The organism is Blautia massiliensis (ex Durand et al. 2017) (assembly GCF_051861785.1).
In the GTDB taxonomy this organism is placed as follows: Bacteria; Bacillota; Clostridia; order Lachnospirales; family Lachnospiraceae; genus Blautia_A; species Blautia_A luti_A.
This window is the reverse complement of record NZ_CP146725.1, coordinates 954620-971806: the sequence shown is the minus strand read 5'-3', so window position 1 is coordinate 971806 and position 17187 is coordinate 954620. Positions and strand designations below refer to the sequence as shown.

Genomic DNA, 17187 nt, shown 5'->3' with positions numbered 1-17187 from the left:
TGTGTATTATATATGATTATATCAGGCAGTTCAAAAAAAATCAGTCGTTGTTGATCACAACGCCTTTCTGAAGCATGATGTTGGCATAAAGTGCTTTCTCACTTGTGGAGATGATGCAGTATGCAGTTTTTGCTTCGTCATAGAATGCGAAACGCTCAATGTTTCCGACGGCTTTTTCGCCACGCTCGTCATGTTTGGAAACGATTTCTTTATATGTATCCCAGATCGGTGTCTCCACAGTATCGCCAGGCATTACTTCCATCAGGTTTACCGGATGCTCTACATAAGTATCCAGCGGGAAGAGCTTCAGGATGGCATCCAGGATCTCCGGAACGCCATGTCCGTCACAACGGATGGTGATGGCATTTTTTCCCATGGATTCTACAGGGAAGTTTCCGTCAGCGATAACAAGACGGTCACTGTGTCCCATCTCACATAAAACCTTCAGTAATTCTGGTGATAAGATTTCTGGAATTCCTTTTAACATAGTTCATATCCTCCTAAGATCATTGTGTACTTACAGTATTTCCGGAAATTTCTGCATCAGGTTCAGGTGATCAGAACAGGATACATGGATTTCCGAAACTGTTATGACGCCGGTAGTATCAGACAGACCTGCCCGGCCACAGGCTTTAGAACTCTTGTTAATTAATCTAACGGTAGTTGGTATTCTTTTCAAGGGAATATTTTCCTGTAAATGATGAAAATTTTATGGTTGACAGAAAACGTATGGAGCGCTATGATGAACTCAAACAGAAACGTTTCGGTTTCTGAACCAAATGAGAAAATAATACAAAACAAACACAATGATTCCAAGGAGGAGAAGATTATGCCACTGGTTACATCGAAGGAAATGCTGTTAAAGGCACAGAAGGGCGGATATGCAGTAGGAGCATTCAACGCAGAGAATATGGAGATGGTGAAGGCGATCATCCAGGCAGCTGAGGAGCTGAAAGCACCGGTTATGATCCAGACAACACCTTCTACTGTTAAATATGGTACGGTTGAGACTTACGCTGCGATCGTAGCAGCAGAGGCAGCCAAGGCTTCCGTTCCGGTATGCCTTCATCTTGACCACGGCAGCAGCTTTGAGCTTGCGATGCAGGCAATGCATGCAGGCTATACCTCTGTGATGATCGATGGTTCCAAGCTGGATTTTGAGGATAATATCAGAGAGACCAGGAGAGTTGCGGATGTGGCAGCAGCCCTGGATATCCCATGTGAGGCTGAGCTCGGTAAGGTTGGTGGTAAAGAGGATGATCTTGAGGCTGAGGCAGACACTAACACGGACCCGCAGGAGGCGAAGGAATTCGTGGAGCGTACAGGTGTTACTTCCCTGGCAGTTGCCATCGGAACCGCACATGGTTTCTATGTGGGAACACCGGTTCTTGACAAGGAACGCTTAAGCGAGATCCGTGAAGTTGTAGATATCCCCCTTGTTCTTCACGGGGCATCCGGACTCAGTGATAAGGATGTCAGCGACTGTGTAAAACGTGGTATCTGCAAGGTTAACTTTGCAACAGAGCTTCGTGCTGCATATTCCAGGGCAGTGAAGGAGACCTTTGCAGAGAATGAGAACACCATCGATCCGAAGGCCTGCGGAAAGAAAGCGATCCAGGCAGTGAAGGAGCTGGTTGAGGCGCGTATGAAGGTTTGCGGCTGTGATGGAAAGGCAGAATGAGCTTCTGTAAAAAAACAGAAACGGAGTGATCAGTATGGCAGCAACCATGAAAGATATTGCCAGGCGGACCGGACTTGGGCTCGCAACGATTTCTTCTTATTTTAACGGCGGAAACGTAAGAGAAAAAAACAGAATAAAGATCGAGGAGGCCATTCAGGAGCTGCATTATGAGGTCAATGAGGTGGCCAGAGGGCTTAAGACTAATGCTACCAAGACCATCGGCGTGGTGATCCCGGAGCTTAACAATACCTTTTGCGCGGAGATCATCACAGGGATGGAAGATGTCTTAAGGAGTCACGGATATGCGACTATTGTCTGTGACTGCCGTACCGATAAGAGACTGGAGCGGGATGCAGTGGAGTTTTTAAGCCGGAAGCGTGTGGACGGGATCATCAGCATGCCGGTGGATGCGGAAGGTAATCATCTGAAAAAATTCCAGAAAACCGGAAAGCCCATCGTACTCATTGACCGCAGGATCCGGGAGCTTTCCTGTGACAGTGTTCTTGTAGACAACGAGAAGGCGGCTGAGGATGCAATGAGAGTTTTTTTTCAGGCAGGACACCGTAAGATCGGGATCATTGGCGGACCGGAGGAAATTTCCACAGCTCAGGAACGTCTCCAGGGGTACCGCAATGCATACGAAAAAGAAAATATACCGGTACGGGAATCTCTGATCTATCACGGCGATTATACCATTCAGGGCGGTGTGCAGGGAATTGAGAAGCTTGTTGCGGACAATCCGGATATGACGGCTGTGTTTGTTACCAACTATGAGATGACCATGGGGACGGTGATCGGGATGAATGAGCTGGGGCTTAAGATCCCGGAACAGCTGTCTATGATCGGTTTTGACAATCTGCAGTTTGCCAGAGCATGCAATCCCAAGCTTACCATTGTGGCACAGCCTACACAGGGGATTGCCGGAGAAGTGGCGGGGATCATGCTGAAACGGCTGGAAGGGACTGCAAGTGAAGAAACAGAACCGATCACGGAGAAGCTTGGCGCAGAGATCATCATGGGAAAATCCGTCCGTGTGCTGGACGAGAAGGAGAATCTATAATGAAACCATATTTATTAGGTATTGATATCGGCACCAGTGCCTGTAAGGTTGCGGTTTTTGAAAAATCGGGAACGGTTGTGGCTGCGGCCAACGGCGATTATCCGGTTTACTATCCGAAGGAGGGCTGGGCAGAACAGAATCCGGAAGAATGGTGGAGTGCTGTCTGTCAGGCGGTAAAGAAGGCCATCCAAAAAGCGGGGATAGCACCTGAGGAGATCGCAGGCATCGGTATTGACGGCCAGAGCTGGTCAGCCATTGCCATGGATAAGGACGGAAATGTACTGACAAACACTCCGATCTGGATGGATACCAGAGCACAGTCTATCTGTGACAGATTGAATGAAGAGATCGGGGCAGAGCAGATTTTTGAAGTATCCGGTAATTCCCTTCAGCCGTCCTACACAACTGCAAAGATCCTCTGGTATAAAGAAAATCTCCCGGAGGTGTACCAAAGGATCTACAAGATCCTGCAGTCTAACAGCTACATTGCATATAAGCTGACGGGTGTGATGAGCCAGGATGTTTCCCAGGGCTATGGCCTGCATTGCTTTGACATGAGAAAGGCAGCCTGGGATGAGGATATGTGCAGAAAGCTTGGGATTCCCAAGGAATTTCTTCCTGAGATCTGTGCCTGTGATCATGTTGTGGGAACAGTTACAGAGAAGGCGGCGGAGGAATCCGGCCTTGCTGTGGGAACACCGGTTGTTGCCGGTGGTCTGGATGCGGCATGCGGAACACTGGGAGCCGGAGTGATCCATCCGGGTGAGACACAGGAGCAGGGCGGACAGGCCGGCGGAATGAGCATCTGCATGGATGAGTACAAGGCAGATCCCAGACTGATCCTTGGCTATCACGTGGTTCCGGGACAGTGGCTCCTTCAGGGAGGAACCACCGGAGGTGGTGGTGTCATGCGCTGGTTTGAACGTGAGTTTGCAGATTATGAGCGCTCTGTAGCAGGGGAAAAAGGCTCTTCTCTGAATCAGCTCAATGAGATCGCGGAAAGGGTCGCACCAGGCAGTGACGGAGTGGTATTTCTTCCATATATGTCCGGTGAGCGTTCCCCGATCTGGAATCCTAATGCGAAGGGCGTATTCTACGGACTGGATTTTGCCAAGACCAAGGGACATATGGTACGTGCCTGTATGGAAGGCGTAGCACTTTCTCTGAAACACAACCTTGAGGTGGCAAAGGAAGCAGGAGCAGATGTGGAAGTTCTCCGTGCAATGGGAGGCTCTGCAAATTCTCTTCTCTGGACACAGATCAAATCCGATATCACAGGAAAACCCATCGTAGTGCCGTCCTCTGATACGGCAACAACACTTGGTGCAGCGATTCTGGCAGGTGTTGGTGTTGGAATGTATCAGGATTATGATGAGGCCATCCGTCTTACGGTAAAGGAAACAAGAAGACATGAACCGAACCCGGAAAACCGGGACGTTTATGAGAAAACCTATAAAACCTATTTAAATCTCTATAAATCTCTTGAACCTATGATGAGAAATGAGGAGGAAAAGTGATCATGAAAGCAGCAGTAGTAGTAGCAAATGAGGATGTTCAATATCAGGAAGTGGAAGAACCGCAGGTAACATCGGGCCATGTGAAGATCAAGGTAAGATATTCCGGGATCTGCGGATCTGATATCCCGCGTGTATTAAATCACGGCGTACATTTTTATCCCATCGTGCTTGGACATGAATTTTCCGGCGATGTGGTGGAAGTGGGAGAAGGCGTTACCAAGGTGAAGGTCGGCGACCGTGTATCCGGTGCACCGCTTCTTCCCTGTATGAAATGTGACGACTGTCAGAAGGGTAATTTCTCTCTCTGCAAGCATTACAGCTTCATCGGTTCCAGAGAGCAGGGAGCAAACGCAGATTATGTAGTGGTTCCTGAGCAGAATGCAGTACCATTCGCAGACAATGTTCCATATGAGCAGGGAGCCATGTTTGAGCCTGCAACCGTAGCTATCCACGGTGTATTCCAGAACGATTACCACGGCGGTGAGTATGTGGCGATCCTTGGCGGCGGTACGGTTGGTATGTTCACCATGCAGTGGACAAAGATCTTCGGCTCCAAGAAGGTAGTGGTCTTTGATATCAGCGATGAGAGACTTGCTCTTGCAAAGCGTCTCGGCGCAGATGAGATCATCAACACAAAGGAAGAGGGATATATGGAAAAAGCCATGGCCATTACAGGTGGAAAGGGCTACGGCTTCGTATTTGAGACAGCCGGACAGGTTTCTACCATGCATATGGCATTTGAGCTTGCGGCAAACAAGGCACATGTATGCTTCATCGGTACTCCTCATGAAAACCTTACCTTTACACCGAAGGAGTGGGAGAACATGAACCGTAAGGAGTTCAAGCTTACCGGTTCCTGGATGTCCTACAGTGCCCCGTATCCGGGACGTGAGTGGGAGCTGACGGCGCATTATTTTGCAACCGGCCAGCTGAAGTTTGACCCGGGCTTCATCTATAAGAAAATCCCGATGAGCCAGGCACAGGAGGCCTTCCAGCTGTTCAAGACACCGGGTCTTGTAAAAGGAAAGATCCTTCTTTCCAATGAGGAAGACTGATATGATCATGACAGTAACCTTAAACGCTGCCATTGACAAGCGTTATGTAGTGGATGATTTTAAAGTGGGCGAAGTGAACCGTGTGCGTGAATGTACCTACGTTCCCGGCGGAAAGGGACTGAATGTTTCCAAGCCGGCGTCCATTTACGGTGCTGAAGTGGTTGCCACCGGCTTTGCAGGCGGCCACGCAGGCAATTATATAGAAGCTGCCCTGAAACCCTTTGGCATTAAGAGTGCTTTTTACCATGTGGAGGCAGAGAGCCGCTCCTGTATCAACATCTGGGATGAGGTGAATCATGTACAGACCGAATTCCTGGAGCCGGGATTTACACTGACAGAGGCAGATTTTGAGGGCTTTGAGAAAAAATTCCGCCAGCTTGTAAAAGACGCTTCTGTTGTGGCAATGTCCGGCAGCGTGCCGAAGGGACTTGACGGAAGTGCCTACCCGCGCCTCGTGAAGATTGTGAAAGACGCCGGAAAACCGGTGATCCTGGATACCAGCGGCAAGCTTCTGGAAGAGGGGATCAAGGCAGCACCGACACTGATCAAGCCTAATATTGATGAGATCCGTATGCTGACAGGCAAGCATTGTGACGATATCAACGATATCATTGAAGCAGCGAAAGCCATCCATGCCGGTGGTGTGGAGATCGTGGTGGTCTCGCTTGGAGCAGATGGTTCCCTGGCAGTCGGAGAGGAAGGGATTTTCCGTGCGGTGGTTCCGAAGATTGATGCGGTAAATACCGTAGGCTGTGGAGATTCCATGATCGCAGGCTTTGCCCTTGGATTAAGTGAGGGACTTTCCCTGGAAGAGACTCTGCAAAGAGCCAGTGCGATCTCAGCGGCGGCAGCCATGCGTGAGGAAACGGGATTCTTTGTGATGGAGGATATGGAGGCTCTTCTTCCGAAGATCGAGATCAGGCGTTTATAAGATAAGCTTATAATAAAAAAAATTTTATAAAAAAGGAGATGTAAAGATGGCAGAAGTTATCAATCCGGCAATTGTGCCGAAAGTGACACTTCCTTCCGGCGAGCAGGTTCCGTGTGTCGGAATGGGAACATTCGGTTCCGACCGTGTATCCGCAGAAGATGTATCCGCAGCTGTTGCAGGCGCGATCCGCAGTGGCTACCGTATGTTTGACTGTGCCGCATGCTACGGAAACGAGCATGAGATCGGCCAGGTATTTAAGGACGCTTTTGACGAAGGTGTTGTAGAACGTAAGGATCTTTTTATCATGACAAAGGTATGGAACGACATGCACAGAAGAGTAGAGGAAGCCTGTGATAAGAGCATTAAGGATCTTCAGTGCGATTATGTGGATATGTATTTCATCCACTGGCCATTCCCGAACTATCATGCACCGGGATGTGATGTGGATTCCAGAAATCCGGATTCCAAACCCTTCAGTGTGGAGGAGTTTATGGATACATACCGCCAGTGTGAGGCGTTGGTAGAAAAAGGAAAGATCCGTTACATCGGTATTTCCAATATGACCATTCCGAAGCTTGAGGCAGTTCTTCCGCTTATGAAGATCAAACCTGCAACCTGTGAGCTTGAGCTTCATGTATGCTTCCAGCAGCAGGAGCTTTATGATTATCTGGTAGAGCATAACATTCAGCCGGTAGGCTATATGCCAATCGGTTCTCCACGCAGACCGGAGAGAGATATCTGCCCGGAGGATGTTGCGGATCTGGAGGTTCCGGAGATGCAGGCGATCGCAAAGGCACATGGTGTTCATCCGGCTCTGATCGCTCTGAAATGGGCACATCAGAGAGGCGAGATCTCCATTCCGTTCTCTGTGCACAACTATGCAAGCAACCTGAAATGTGTCACAGAGGATCCCCTTACAGAGAAAGAAATGGCAACCATCGCAACTCTGGAAAAAGGCAACCGTCTTGTAAAAGGACAGGTATTTCTGTGGCATGGTGCCAGGGACTGGCATGACCTCTGGGACGAGGATGGCGTTATCGTAAAATAATAAAAATATGCAGGAAAATCCCGTGTTCCATATGTTGGATGCGGGATTTCTTTGTATTTAATTTGGACTAAGAAACTCCGTTGTAAATTTTAACCAAACATGTTAACATATAAAAAGAATTAACAGTTATTGTTCACAGAAAGGACAGTAATCTTACCAATGAAAATGACAGAGACGGGGGGAAGGATCTGTCAGGGGGATGTGCAATAAAAACAACAGAAACTGATCAGAGGGGGACAACAGAAATTATGTATCGTATTTTACTGGTAGATGATGAGATACTTGTTCGAGATGCGATCCGGGAGAATATTGACTGGAAAGCAATGGACTGTGAGCTGGTAGGAGACTGTGATAACGGGAAAGCAGCAGCGGAATTTGTACAGAACCATCCGGTGGATATCGTGCTTACAGATATCCTTATGCCATATATGGATGGTATGGAACTGAGCCGTTTTCTCCATGATAATTATCCGGATATCGTGATCGTGATCTTCAGCGGATTCGGAGAATTCGAGTATGCCAAGAAGGCGATCCAGTATGGTGTCAGTGAATATATGCTGAAGCCGGTGACAGCCATGGAACTCAGAAATGTTATCGGAAAAATGAAGGAGAAGGTGGACCAGCAAAGAAAAGAAAAAGAGAAGCTGGAACGTCTGACACAGACTTCCGAGAATTATCAGAAAAACGCCATTGTGATCCGTTCCAGAGCGCTGCAGGGCTTTGTGGATAATATCAAGACACGGCAGGAAAGTCTGGAAGAGCTTGCTGCACTGGGAATCGATCTTGAGGCAGCATGCTATCGTGTGGCCGTTTTTGATCTGGATCTGTATTCGGACGGCAGTCAGCTTACTGCGGAGAAACGCCAGGAGAGTGCACTGATGTCTTTTGTCCTTTTTAATATCAGTGATGAGATCATCAGCAAAGAAAAAGCAGGAGTGGCATATCAGGCCGGAAATAACAAGGTCGGTGCTCTTTTCATGGGAAACCGTACCAGAGAGTTTGAACACAAGATCATGGAGATCTGCAGGACGATCCAGGATAAGCTGAAGGAACTGATGTCGCTGGATATTTCTATCGGTGTGGGAAGCTGGGCCAGAACTCAGCAGGAGCTTCGTGCATCCCATGAACTTGCAGAGAAAGCTATTGAATATCGTTATCTTCTTGGAGGAAGCCTTCTTATTGATATGAAAGAACAGCCGGAGGAAAAAAATCTTTCCATTAAAGCTTATGTAGAGAAGCTGGCAGCTGCTCTGAAAGCGGGTAAAAAGGAAGATGCTGGGCATATTCTGGAACAGATCTCTTCTGAGATCAAGGAAGCGCGGGTGGATAAGAGTCGTGCCTGCGTGTATCTTCAGCAGATCATCCGTGCAGCAGATGAGACCTGTGAGGATATGGTTCCGGACAACAGGCTTTTTTCCAAAAGAGAAGCACTTCTGCAGCAGGTTACGGAGCAGAATTCTTTTGACAGTGCTGTTGAACTGGTCAGGAATCATATCGGAGAGATTTTCCAGACACTTTCCGATGCAAACAGCTCCAGCGGACAGCGTCAGGCCAGACTTGCCCTGGATTATATCCAGAAGAATTATATGGATCCGGATTTAAGCCTGAACAGTATCTGTTCCTATCTGAATATCAGTACAAGCTATTTCAGTACGATCTTTAAGGATCTTACGGGAGAGACTTTTACAGAGGTTCTGATCCGTACCCGCATGGAGAAGGCGAAGGAACTTCTGGAGAATACAACTATGAAGAATTATGAAATTGCCGAGAAAGTCGGATTTGCAGATCCCCATTATTTTGGGATCTCCTTCAAAAAAATGACCGGCTGCACACCAACAGAATATGCAAGGGAGAAACGTAAATGAGAGATATCCGGTTTGCGGCAAAGATCATAGGAAAATTTAAGAGTATCCAGAGTGCGATCTTTGCGGTAGTGACGGTGCTGCTTTTAAGTGCGGTGCTGGTCATAACAGGTGTTTCCATGAGATATACCCGCAATTCTATTTTTGAAAATTCTGCTGTCTACACCCAGAATATCGTGCAGCAGATGAATCAGAATATTGATTCCTATATTGATTACATGGAAAATATAGCCTATATGATCTCCAGTAACGAGGATGTACAGCAATATCTTTTTGGTGAAAATGTGGACGATGGAACAAGAGAGCGTCTGATCAATCAGTTCAAGACTATTCTGGACGGCCGAAGTGATATTCGAAATCTTGGGATCATTGGAAGTAATGGACGGAAGCTGATCAACGACGGCAAACAGTCTGTGAATCCGGATCTGAAGCTTTCCACCCAGGAGTGGTATCTGGAAGCTTTACAGAAGCCGGAAGGCCCGCTTCTTACATCTTCTCATGTACAGCATATCATCAGCGGAGAGCGTCCGTGGGTGATCACTTTAAGCAGGGGAATCCGTAATTTTTCCAACAGTGGTGAGAATGAGGGAGTCTTTTTTATTGATCTGAATTACAGTGCCATCAGTGAACTTTGTGATCAGAATACGATCGGGAAAAAGGGATACGCATTCATTCTGGATGAAAGCGGAAATATTGTATACCATCCCCAACAGCAGCAGCTTTACAATGAATTGCAGACTGAGAATATCGACCTGATCGTGAAATCAAAAGAAGATACGGTGCGTACCGAAAAGGGAAACAGAGGAAAGCTGTATTCCATTTCCAGATCAAATAAAACCGGATGGACCGTTGTGGGCTGTATGAGCGTCGGCGAGCTTCTGCACAAAAGCAATCAGGCACAGAGTATTTATGTGCTTATTTCCGCACTTCTGATGATCGTGGCACTGCTTTTTTCCAGATTTCTGGCAAAGAGTCTTACATATCCTCTTCAGCGTCTCAGAGATTCCATGTCCAGAGTACAGGAAGGGCATTTTGACGGAGCAGATGTGGAGATCGATTCAGAGAATGAGATCGGAAGCCTGACGAAATCTTTCAATGTGATGACACATAGGATACAGGATCTTATGGAGCAGAACGTGAAGGAACAGGAAGCAAAGAGAAAAAGTGAGCTTAAGGCCCTTCAGTCCCAGATCAATCCTCATTTTCTCTACAATACCCTGGATTCGATCATCTGGATGGCAGAGGGCAGAAAGTACGAAGAGGTTGTTCTGATGACAGCATCCCTGGCGCGTCTTCTTCGTCAGAGCATCAGTAATGAAGATGAAGTGGTTCCTCTTGCAAGGGAAGTGGAGTATGCCAAGGGTTATCTTACGATCCAGAAGATGCGTTACAAGGACAAGCTGGAATTCGAGATCGATGTAGAACCTTCTATATTAAATATCCCTCTGATCAAGCTGGTTCTCCAGCCGATCATTGAAAATGCCATCTATCATGGACTGAAATATAAAGAGAGTAAGGGACTTTTGCAGGTAAAAGGCTTTATGAAGGACGGAAATGCAGTTCTTCAGGTGATCGACAACGGTGTAGGTATGGATGAGGAAACATTGTCACATATTTATGATAAGCATAAGGTGAATTATCATTCCAATGGTGTGGGTGTTTACAATGTACAGAAACGTCTGAAGCTTTATTATGGAGAAAATTACGGGATCACCTATGAAAGTGAAAAAGGTGTCGGAACCACTGCCACGATCACCATTCCGGGAATACAGGAGGAATCAATATGAAAAAACACAGAAAACTCCTGACTTTTGGAGTGGTCATCTGCCTTGTGGCAGGGCTTGTAGCCGGAATAGTCTATTATAAACAGGTAGAAGAAGAGAGAAAACTATCGCTGATCTATATTCCGAAGGTTGTGGACGGTACCAACGATTTCTGGACATCACTGATCCAGGGGGCGGAGATGGCTGCAAAGGAATATAATGCAGATATCCGCGTATGGGCACCTGAGGAAGAGAATGATGTGGATGGGCAGAACAAGCTGATCGAAAGGGCAACAGAAGAAAAACCGGACGCGATCCTGATCTCGCCGTCCAGCTTCACTGAATCCGACCAGCTTTTGAAGAAGGCAAAGGAACAGGGAATACATATCGCATTTATTGATTCCTACACACAGGAAGAGGTCCAGGATCTTACCGTTGCGACCGATAATCTGGAAGCGGGACAGATCCTTGGCAGGTTTGCGAAGGATCTTGTGGGAACGGATGATCAGATTGCGATTGTTTCACATGTAAAGGGTGTATCTACGGCAGTTGAAAGAGAAAAAGGTTTCCGGACAGGACTTGGCAGTCTGAAGGATAATATCGTAGATGTGGTATACTGTGATTCTCGGTATGACAAGTCCTATGAGCTTACAAAAGAGCTGATGAAAAAATATCCGGATCTCAAGATGATCGCGGGAATGAATGAATATTCCTCTGTAGGTGCTGCAAGAGCAGTAAAGGCAGCAAAAGCAGAGAATCGGATCAGGGTGGTGGGAGTAGACAGCTCACAGGAGGCCGTCCAGCTGATGGAACACGGAATCTTCCAGGGAATCGTTGTACAGAAGGCATTTAAAATGGGGTATATGGGTGTTCGGGAAACTGTTAAGATGCTGCGTGGAGAAGACTATAAGAAGAATATTAATTCCGGGTGCCAGCTGGTGACTCCTGACAATATGTATACCAGTGAGATCGAAAAACTGCTTTTTCCGTTTAATACGTTAAAAACATATGGTGATCTTATATCGTAAATAGTCATAAATGCACAAAAAAAAGGGTTAAATATTTACCATACAGTAAATATTTAACCTTTTTTTGAAAGATATTCTATTACAATTATTGATTTTTGACGGTATTATAATAACCAAGAAAACACAAGATACGTGCAAAACGTGAGGAGGGGTAAAAATTGGAAAACTTAAAACAAAATCCAATCGTTAAGAAGCTCGGATTGAACAGAATACTTCTTGTCTGTGTTCTGATTCTTATGTTCCTGGTTTTTAAAGTAGTTCTTGGAAACAAGTTTCCGGCTGTTGACAGTATCAAGTCTACTTTGAACTATGTGTACTTCCTGGGCTTTTTGTCACTTGGCGTTACATTCGTAATCGCTACAGGAGGAATTGATTTCTCCATCGGACCTGTAATGTTCTGCTGTGCACTGGTATCCGGTTACTGCATGACATCTTACAAGGTTCCAGGTGCAGCTGCCATGATCCTTTGCATTCTGATCGGTCTCTGCTTTGGTATTTTCAATGGCTGGATGGTTTCTTACATGTCAGTGCCACCATTCATTATTTCCATGGCATCCATGAACATTGCAAAAGGTATTGCTTCTGTATTCACAAAAACACAGTCCGTAAGCTGGCCGGCAGCTAGCGATGCAAACGGCTGGTTCCGTAATATCGTTTCCGTAAACGGCTTCCCTGTAGGAATTGTTATTTTCCTGGTAATGGCAGTTATCTGCGGTATCGTTCTTTACAACACAAAACCAGGACGTTACATCCTCTGCCTTGGATCTAACAAAGAGGCTGTCCGTCTTTCCGGTGTCAACACAAAGAAATGGGAAATGCTTGCTTATATGATCTGCGGATTCCTGGTAGGTATTGCAGCACTCTTCTTTGTAGCTACATACACAACTGTTCAGCCTGGTTATGGCGATCAGTACAACAATGAGGCTATTGCAGGCTGCGTTATGGGTGGTACATCCATGGTTGGTGGACTTGCTTCCATCGGCGGTACTGTAATCGGCGTATTTATCATCTCTCTTCTTCAGCAGGGTATCATGGCATTTGGCCTTGGTAAAGGACAGCAGATGATCATCACAGGTATCATCGTTATCGTTGCAGTTTATATCGACGTTTCTGCAAGACGCAGAAAGAACTGATCTTAGAGGGAGGATGCGACAATGGGTGAAGTTATTTTAACTATGAAGGACATTGATAAGTCCTTTCCTGGAGTTCATGCTCTGGATCACGTTAATTTCGAAGTAAAACGCGGCGAAGTACATGCACTTATGGGAGAAAACGGTGCCGGTAAATCAACACTGATGAAGGTTCTTACCGGTATTTATCAGAAGGATTCAGGTTCCATCGTTTACAAAGGACAGGAAACAGAATTCCACAATACACGTGAGGCACAGGATGCCGGCGTTGTAATCGTACATCAGGAGCTGAACATGGTAGGTGATCTTACCGTTGCTCAGAACATCTTCATCGGACGTGAGCCGAAAAAAGGTTTCCGCATTGATGACAAAAAGATGATCGAGGATTCAAAGAAGCTTTTCCAGGATCTGAACATTGAGATCAATCCGAAGGAAAAGATGAAAAACCTGACAGTCGGAAAACAGCAGATGTGTGAGATCGCAAAAGCAATCTCTCATAAAGCTGAGGTCATCATCTTCGATGAGCCTTCCGCAGCACTTACCGAGAAAGAGATCGCGGATCTGTTCGAGATCATCCGTGACCTTCGTAAGAAAAATCTTGGTATCGTGTATATTTCACACCGTATGGATGAGATCAAAACCATCACAGACCGTGTAACAGTCATGCGAGATGGTGGTTACGTAGGAACTCTCATCACAAAAGACAGTACAAAAGAAGATATCATCAACATGATGGTTGGTCGTGTTATTTATGAGGATCCGAAGCAGGAGAGTGCAGTTCCGGCAGATGCACCGGTAGTTCTGAAGGTTGAGCATCTGAACGCAGGCAAGATGGTCCAGGATGTAAGCTTTGAGCTGAGAAAAGGCGAGATCCTTGGCTTCTCAGGACTGATGGGTGCAGGACGTACCGAAACAGCCAGAGCACTGTTCGGGGCAGATCCGAAGCAGAGTGGTAAGATCTCCGTTATGGGTAAAGACGGTCAGCTTCATGAGGTGACCATCAACAGCCCGCAGGATGCTGTTAAATATGGTATCGGTTATCTGTCAGAGGACAGAAGAAGATACGGCTGTGTTGTACAGAAATCTGTAACAGAGAATACAACACTGGCAACAATGGAAGAGTTTACCAATGGTATCTTTATCAACAAAGCAAAAGAGAAAAAAGTTGCTGAGAAATATGTAAACGAACTTGCAACTAAGACACCTACTACAGACCAGCTGGTAGTTAACCTTTCCGGTGGTAACCAGCAGAAGGTTGTTATTGCAAAATGGCTGACACGAGACAGCGATATCCTTATTTTCGATGAGCCGACAAGAGGTATCGATGTTGGTGCCAAGAACGAAATCTACAAATTAATGAACAGACTGGCAGCAGAAGGCAAATCCATTATCATGATTTCTTCTGAGATGACGGAAGTTCTCCGAATGAGTGACCGTATCATCATCATGTGTGAGGGTAAAGTTACCGGATGTATTGATATCTCCGAGGCAACCCAGGAAAACATCATGGACAAGGCCACACGGAATATCGATTAAGGAGGAAAGTCATGACTAAGAAGAAAAAAAGTATTTTAAGTGATCAGAGATTTATTGTTTTGCTCGTTATCATTGTCCTGTGTGCAATATTCTCAGGCTTGAGTAAAGAATTCAGACAGTACACCACGATCCTGAGTATGCTGGATTTCTCATATTACGATCTTCTTATGGCGATCGGAGTTACATTCCCGCTTATCACTGGTGGTGTTGACCTGTCAATCGGAACTGGTATGGTAGCATACGCACTGATCGGCGGAACCCTGATCAGAAACAACAATTGCCCGGTAGCTCTGGCAATGCTGATCTGTATTGTTCTTGGTATCGCAGTCGGTGCACTGAACGGTGTACTGATCGGTGTTATGAACCTGCCGCCATTCCTGGCAACACTTTGTACCTGTATGATTACCCGTGGTGCCGGATCTCTCTGCAGTGCGACACCTTGGCCGGGACTTACACAGGATGGTGGATGGTTCCACACAATCTTTAAAGTAACTGTTGGTACAGGAAGAAGTGCTTCCCGTTATCCGCTTGGATTCCTGTGGATGGTCATTCTGGTTCTTCTTATGGAGTACATCCTGAACCACACCAAATTCGGTCGTTATACAATTGCGATCGGTTCCAACAAAGAGGCAGCAGCCCTTTCCGGAATCAATACAAAGTTCTATCACGTAATGGTATACGTTGTCTGCGGTCTGTTTACAGGTCTTGCAGCGATCGCATACGCAGCAGTAACACCTACTGTACAGCCTGGTACTGGTGCCGGACTTGAGATGGATGCTATCGGTGGTGTATTCGTTGGTGGTGTAGCAGCTACCGGTGGATATGGTTCCGTGATCGGTACATTCGTTGGTATCTTCGTCATCATGCTTCTGAAAACAGGTCTTCCATATATCGGCCTGCAGGCAAACTGGCAGCAGATCATCACCGGTATCGTTCTGATCGTAGCCGTTCTGATCGATATCCTGAAAGAGAAAAAAGCAGCACACTGATATTAAGAAGTGTGGTATAATAAGTAAGGGTGCTGTTCACAGAGAAATGTGAACAGTATCCGATAATCAAAGATGTGAAACGCCAAGGGGTAGCAATGGCGTATGAACATAAAAAACTATATAATATATTTAAGGAGGAAATATTATATGAAAGCAAAAAAGGTTATGGCATTAATGCTCTGTGCAGCAATGGTAACAAGCATGAGCGCAACTGCAGCTTTTGCAGCTGAGGAGAAAGAAGATGCAGCAACAGAGGAGTCCGCAGATTCCACAGCAGCTAAAGATCCTACCGCACAGTTCGACGGACTGAAAGCAAACGAAGCTTATGAGTTCCCGATGATGGTTAAATCTTTCCAGTCCACATACTGGGATGCAGCTCAGGAAGGTATGAAGAAAGCATCTAAGGAGCTGGGCGTTACTTATAAACCACAGGGACCGAACAGTGAGTCCGATATCGCTGACCAGGTTAACATGATCAACACAGCTATCGCTTCCAATCCTGTTGGATTAGGACTTGCAGCTTGTGATACATCTTCCGTTACAGATGCACTTAAGACATGTGCAGAAAAGGGAATCCCGGTTGTAACATTCGATACAGGTATCGCTGATGCTCCAGAGGGATCTGTAGTATGCGAGGTTTGTACAGATAACAATCAGGCTGGTGCAGTAGCAGCTGAGAATATGTACAACAGCATTAAAGACGTTGTTAAAGATGCTGATGGACAGGTTGTGATCGGTGAGGTTAACCAGGATGCAACAGCTCAGAACATCCAGCAGCGTGGTACAGGATTCATCAACAAGATGATCGAGCTTCTTCAGGCTGATGGAAAGACAGTTGCAGTAAGCGGCAACGAGTTCTATGTAAACGCAGCAGAGGGTGCTGACGCAGACGCTAAAGACGCTGACGTTGTTATTCAGGTAGCTGTTCCGGCACAGACAACTGTAGAGCTCTGCTCCACAGAGGCACAGGCAATCCTTTCCCAGAAGAACTGTATCGCAATCTTCGGTTCCAACCAGGTTTCCGCAGAGGGTGTTCTTGCAGCAAATGCTAACCTTAACGTTCTTGGTTCTGACCCGGCAAACGGCGATGTGGTCGGTGTTGGTTTCGATGCTGGTTCTATCATCAAAGCAGCTGTTAAAGATGGCACATTAGTTGGTGCTGTTACACAGTCTCCTCTTATGATGGGATACTATGCAATCTACGCTCTGACAGCAGCAGCAAACGGCCAGAAGCTTGAGGATGTTCCTACAGAGGGTTACTGGTATGATGCAACAAATATGGAAGACGAGAATATCGCACCTAACCTTTATGACTAATCAAATCATATAATTGATAAGATCGTGAAGTTATAATGAACGCGGATTGCGTTCACGGACGTATGAAATAAGAGATCCGCTGGCTGATTCAGTCAGCGGATTTTTTAAATAAATAATGCAGTAGTTCATAAATAATCGCTGTATTATTGGCAAATAAAGACACTTTTTTTGACAAAAGAGGTTCTTATCACCGGAAGGATCCTGATGTATGATAAATACAACATCAGATATGAAAGTGATCAGAAGCTTACATATTGAGGAGGATTTAAA

14 protein-coding genes are annotated in these 17187 nt (G+C 46.2%); 13 read left to right on the top strand and 1 reads right to left on the bottom strand.

The genetic code is table 11. The features are described 5' to 3' along the window. Nucleotides 1-40: 40 nt before the first annotated feature. Entirely contained in the window at nt 41-487 is a 447-nt protein-coding gene (locus tag V9W66_RS04660) for an RbsD/FucU family protein (protein WP_118512862.1), read from the bottom strand. A 342-nt stretch (nt 488-829) separates the two neighbouring features. On the opposite strand from V9W66_RS04660, the gene V9W66_RS04655 reads away from it, so the two are divergent. The 13 genes from V9W66_RS04655 to V9W66_RS04595 all read left to right on the top strand — a co-directional run bounded on the left by V9W66_RS04655 (nt 830) and on the right by V9W66_RS04595 (nt 16917). Continuing rightward, nucleotides 830-1681 carry a class II fructose-bisphosphate aldolase gene (locus tag V9W66_RS04655; protein WP_144093174.1) on the top strand — a complete coding sequence of 284 codons (852 nt, stop codon included), beginning with the start codon at nt 830-832 and terminating at the stop codon, nt 1679-1681. A 34-nt stretch (nt 1682-1715) separates the two neighbouring features. Then, nucleotides 1716-2741 carry a LacI family DNA-binding transcriptional regulator gene (locus tag V9W66_RS04650; protein WP_144093172.1) on the top strand — a complete coding sequence of 342 codons (1026 nt, stop codon included), beginning with the start codon at nt 1716-1718 and terminating at the stop codon, nt 2739-2741. After that, nucleotides 2741-4258: a xylulokinase gene (gene xylB, locus V9W66_RS04645; protein WP_144093170.1), complete on the top strand. Its 1518-nt coding sequence runs from the start codon at nt 2741-2743 to the stop codon at nt 4256-4258. The genes V9W66_RS04650 and xylB overlap by 1 nt, the downstream gene beginning before the upstream one ends. Before the next feature lie 2 nt (nt 4259-4260). Next, on the top strand, nt 4261-5313 hold the full coding sequence (locus V9W66_RS04640; protein WP_144093168.1) for a galactitol-1-phosphate 5-dehydrogenase: 1053 nt from the start codon (nt 4261-4263) through the stop codon (nt 5311-5313). A 1-nt stretch (nt 5314) separates the two neighbouring features. Beyond that, nucleotides 5315-6244: a 1-phosphofructokinase gene (pfkB, locus tag V9W66_RS04635; RefSeq protein WP_144093166.1), complete on the top strand. Its 930-nt coding sequence runs from the start codon at nt 5315-5317 to the stop codon at nt 6242-6244. 46 nt (nt 6245-6290) lie between these two features. Beyond that, the gene (locus V9W66_RS04630; RefSeq protein ID WP_015527305.1) at nt 6291-7292 is read left to right on the top strand and encodes an aldo/keto reductase; all 1002 of its coding nucleotides are present in this window, start codon (nt 6291-6293) and stop codon (nt 7290-7292) included. 248 nt (nt 7293-7540) lie between these two features. Further along, complete coding sequence (locus V9W66_RS04625) at nt 7541-9157, top strand: response regulator (protein WP_144093163.1); 1617 nt, start codon at nt 7541-7543, stop codon at nt 9155-9157. Continuing rightward, entirely contained in the window at nt 9154-10941 is a 1788-nt protein-coding gene (locus tag V9W66_RS04620; protein ID WP_439362833.1) for a cache domain-containing sensor histidine kinase, read from the top strand. Before V9W66_RS04625 ends, V9W66_RS04620 begins: the two co-directional genes overlap by 4 nt. Further along, nucleotides 10938-11945, top strand: a complete 1008-nt coding sequence (locus V9W66_RS04615) for a substrate-binding domain-containing protein (protein ID WP_144094069.1) — start codon at nt 10938-10940, stop codon at nt 11943-11945. The genes V9W66_RS04620 and V9W66_RS04615 overlap by 4 nt, the downstream gene beginning before the upstream one ends. Before the next feature lie 158 nt (nt 11946-12103). After that, nucleotides 12104-13078, top strand: coding sequence for an ABC transporter permease (locus V9W66_RS04610; protein WP_144094070.1), 975 nt, complete (start codon nt 12104-12106; stop codon nt 13076-13078). A 21-nt stretch (nt 13079-13099) separates the two neighbouring features. Further along, nucleotides 13100-14611 carry a sugar ABC transporter ATP-binding protein gene (locus V9W66_RS04605; protein WP_114002274.1) on the top strand — a complete coding sequence of 504 codons (1512 nt, stop codon included), beginning with the start codon at nt 13100-13102 and terminating at the stop codon, nt 14609-14611. Between the two features lie 11 nt (nt 14612-14622). After that, nucleotides 14623-15600: an ABC transporter permease gene (locus V9W66_RS04600; RefSeq protein ID WP_144094071.1), complete on the top strand. Its 978-nt coding sequence runs from the start codon at nt 14623-14625 to the stop codon at nt 15598-15600. 147 nt (nt 15601-15747) lie between these two features. Beyond that, a complete protein-coding gene (locus V9W66_RS04595) occupies nt 15748-16917 on the top strand; it encodes a substrate-binding domain-containing protein (protein WP_144100510.1) in 1170 nt (389 codons plus the stop codon). Nucleotides 16918-17187 lie beyond the last annotated feature (270 nt).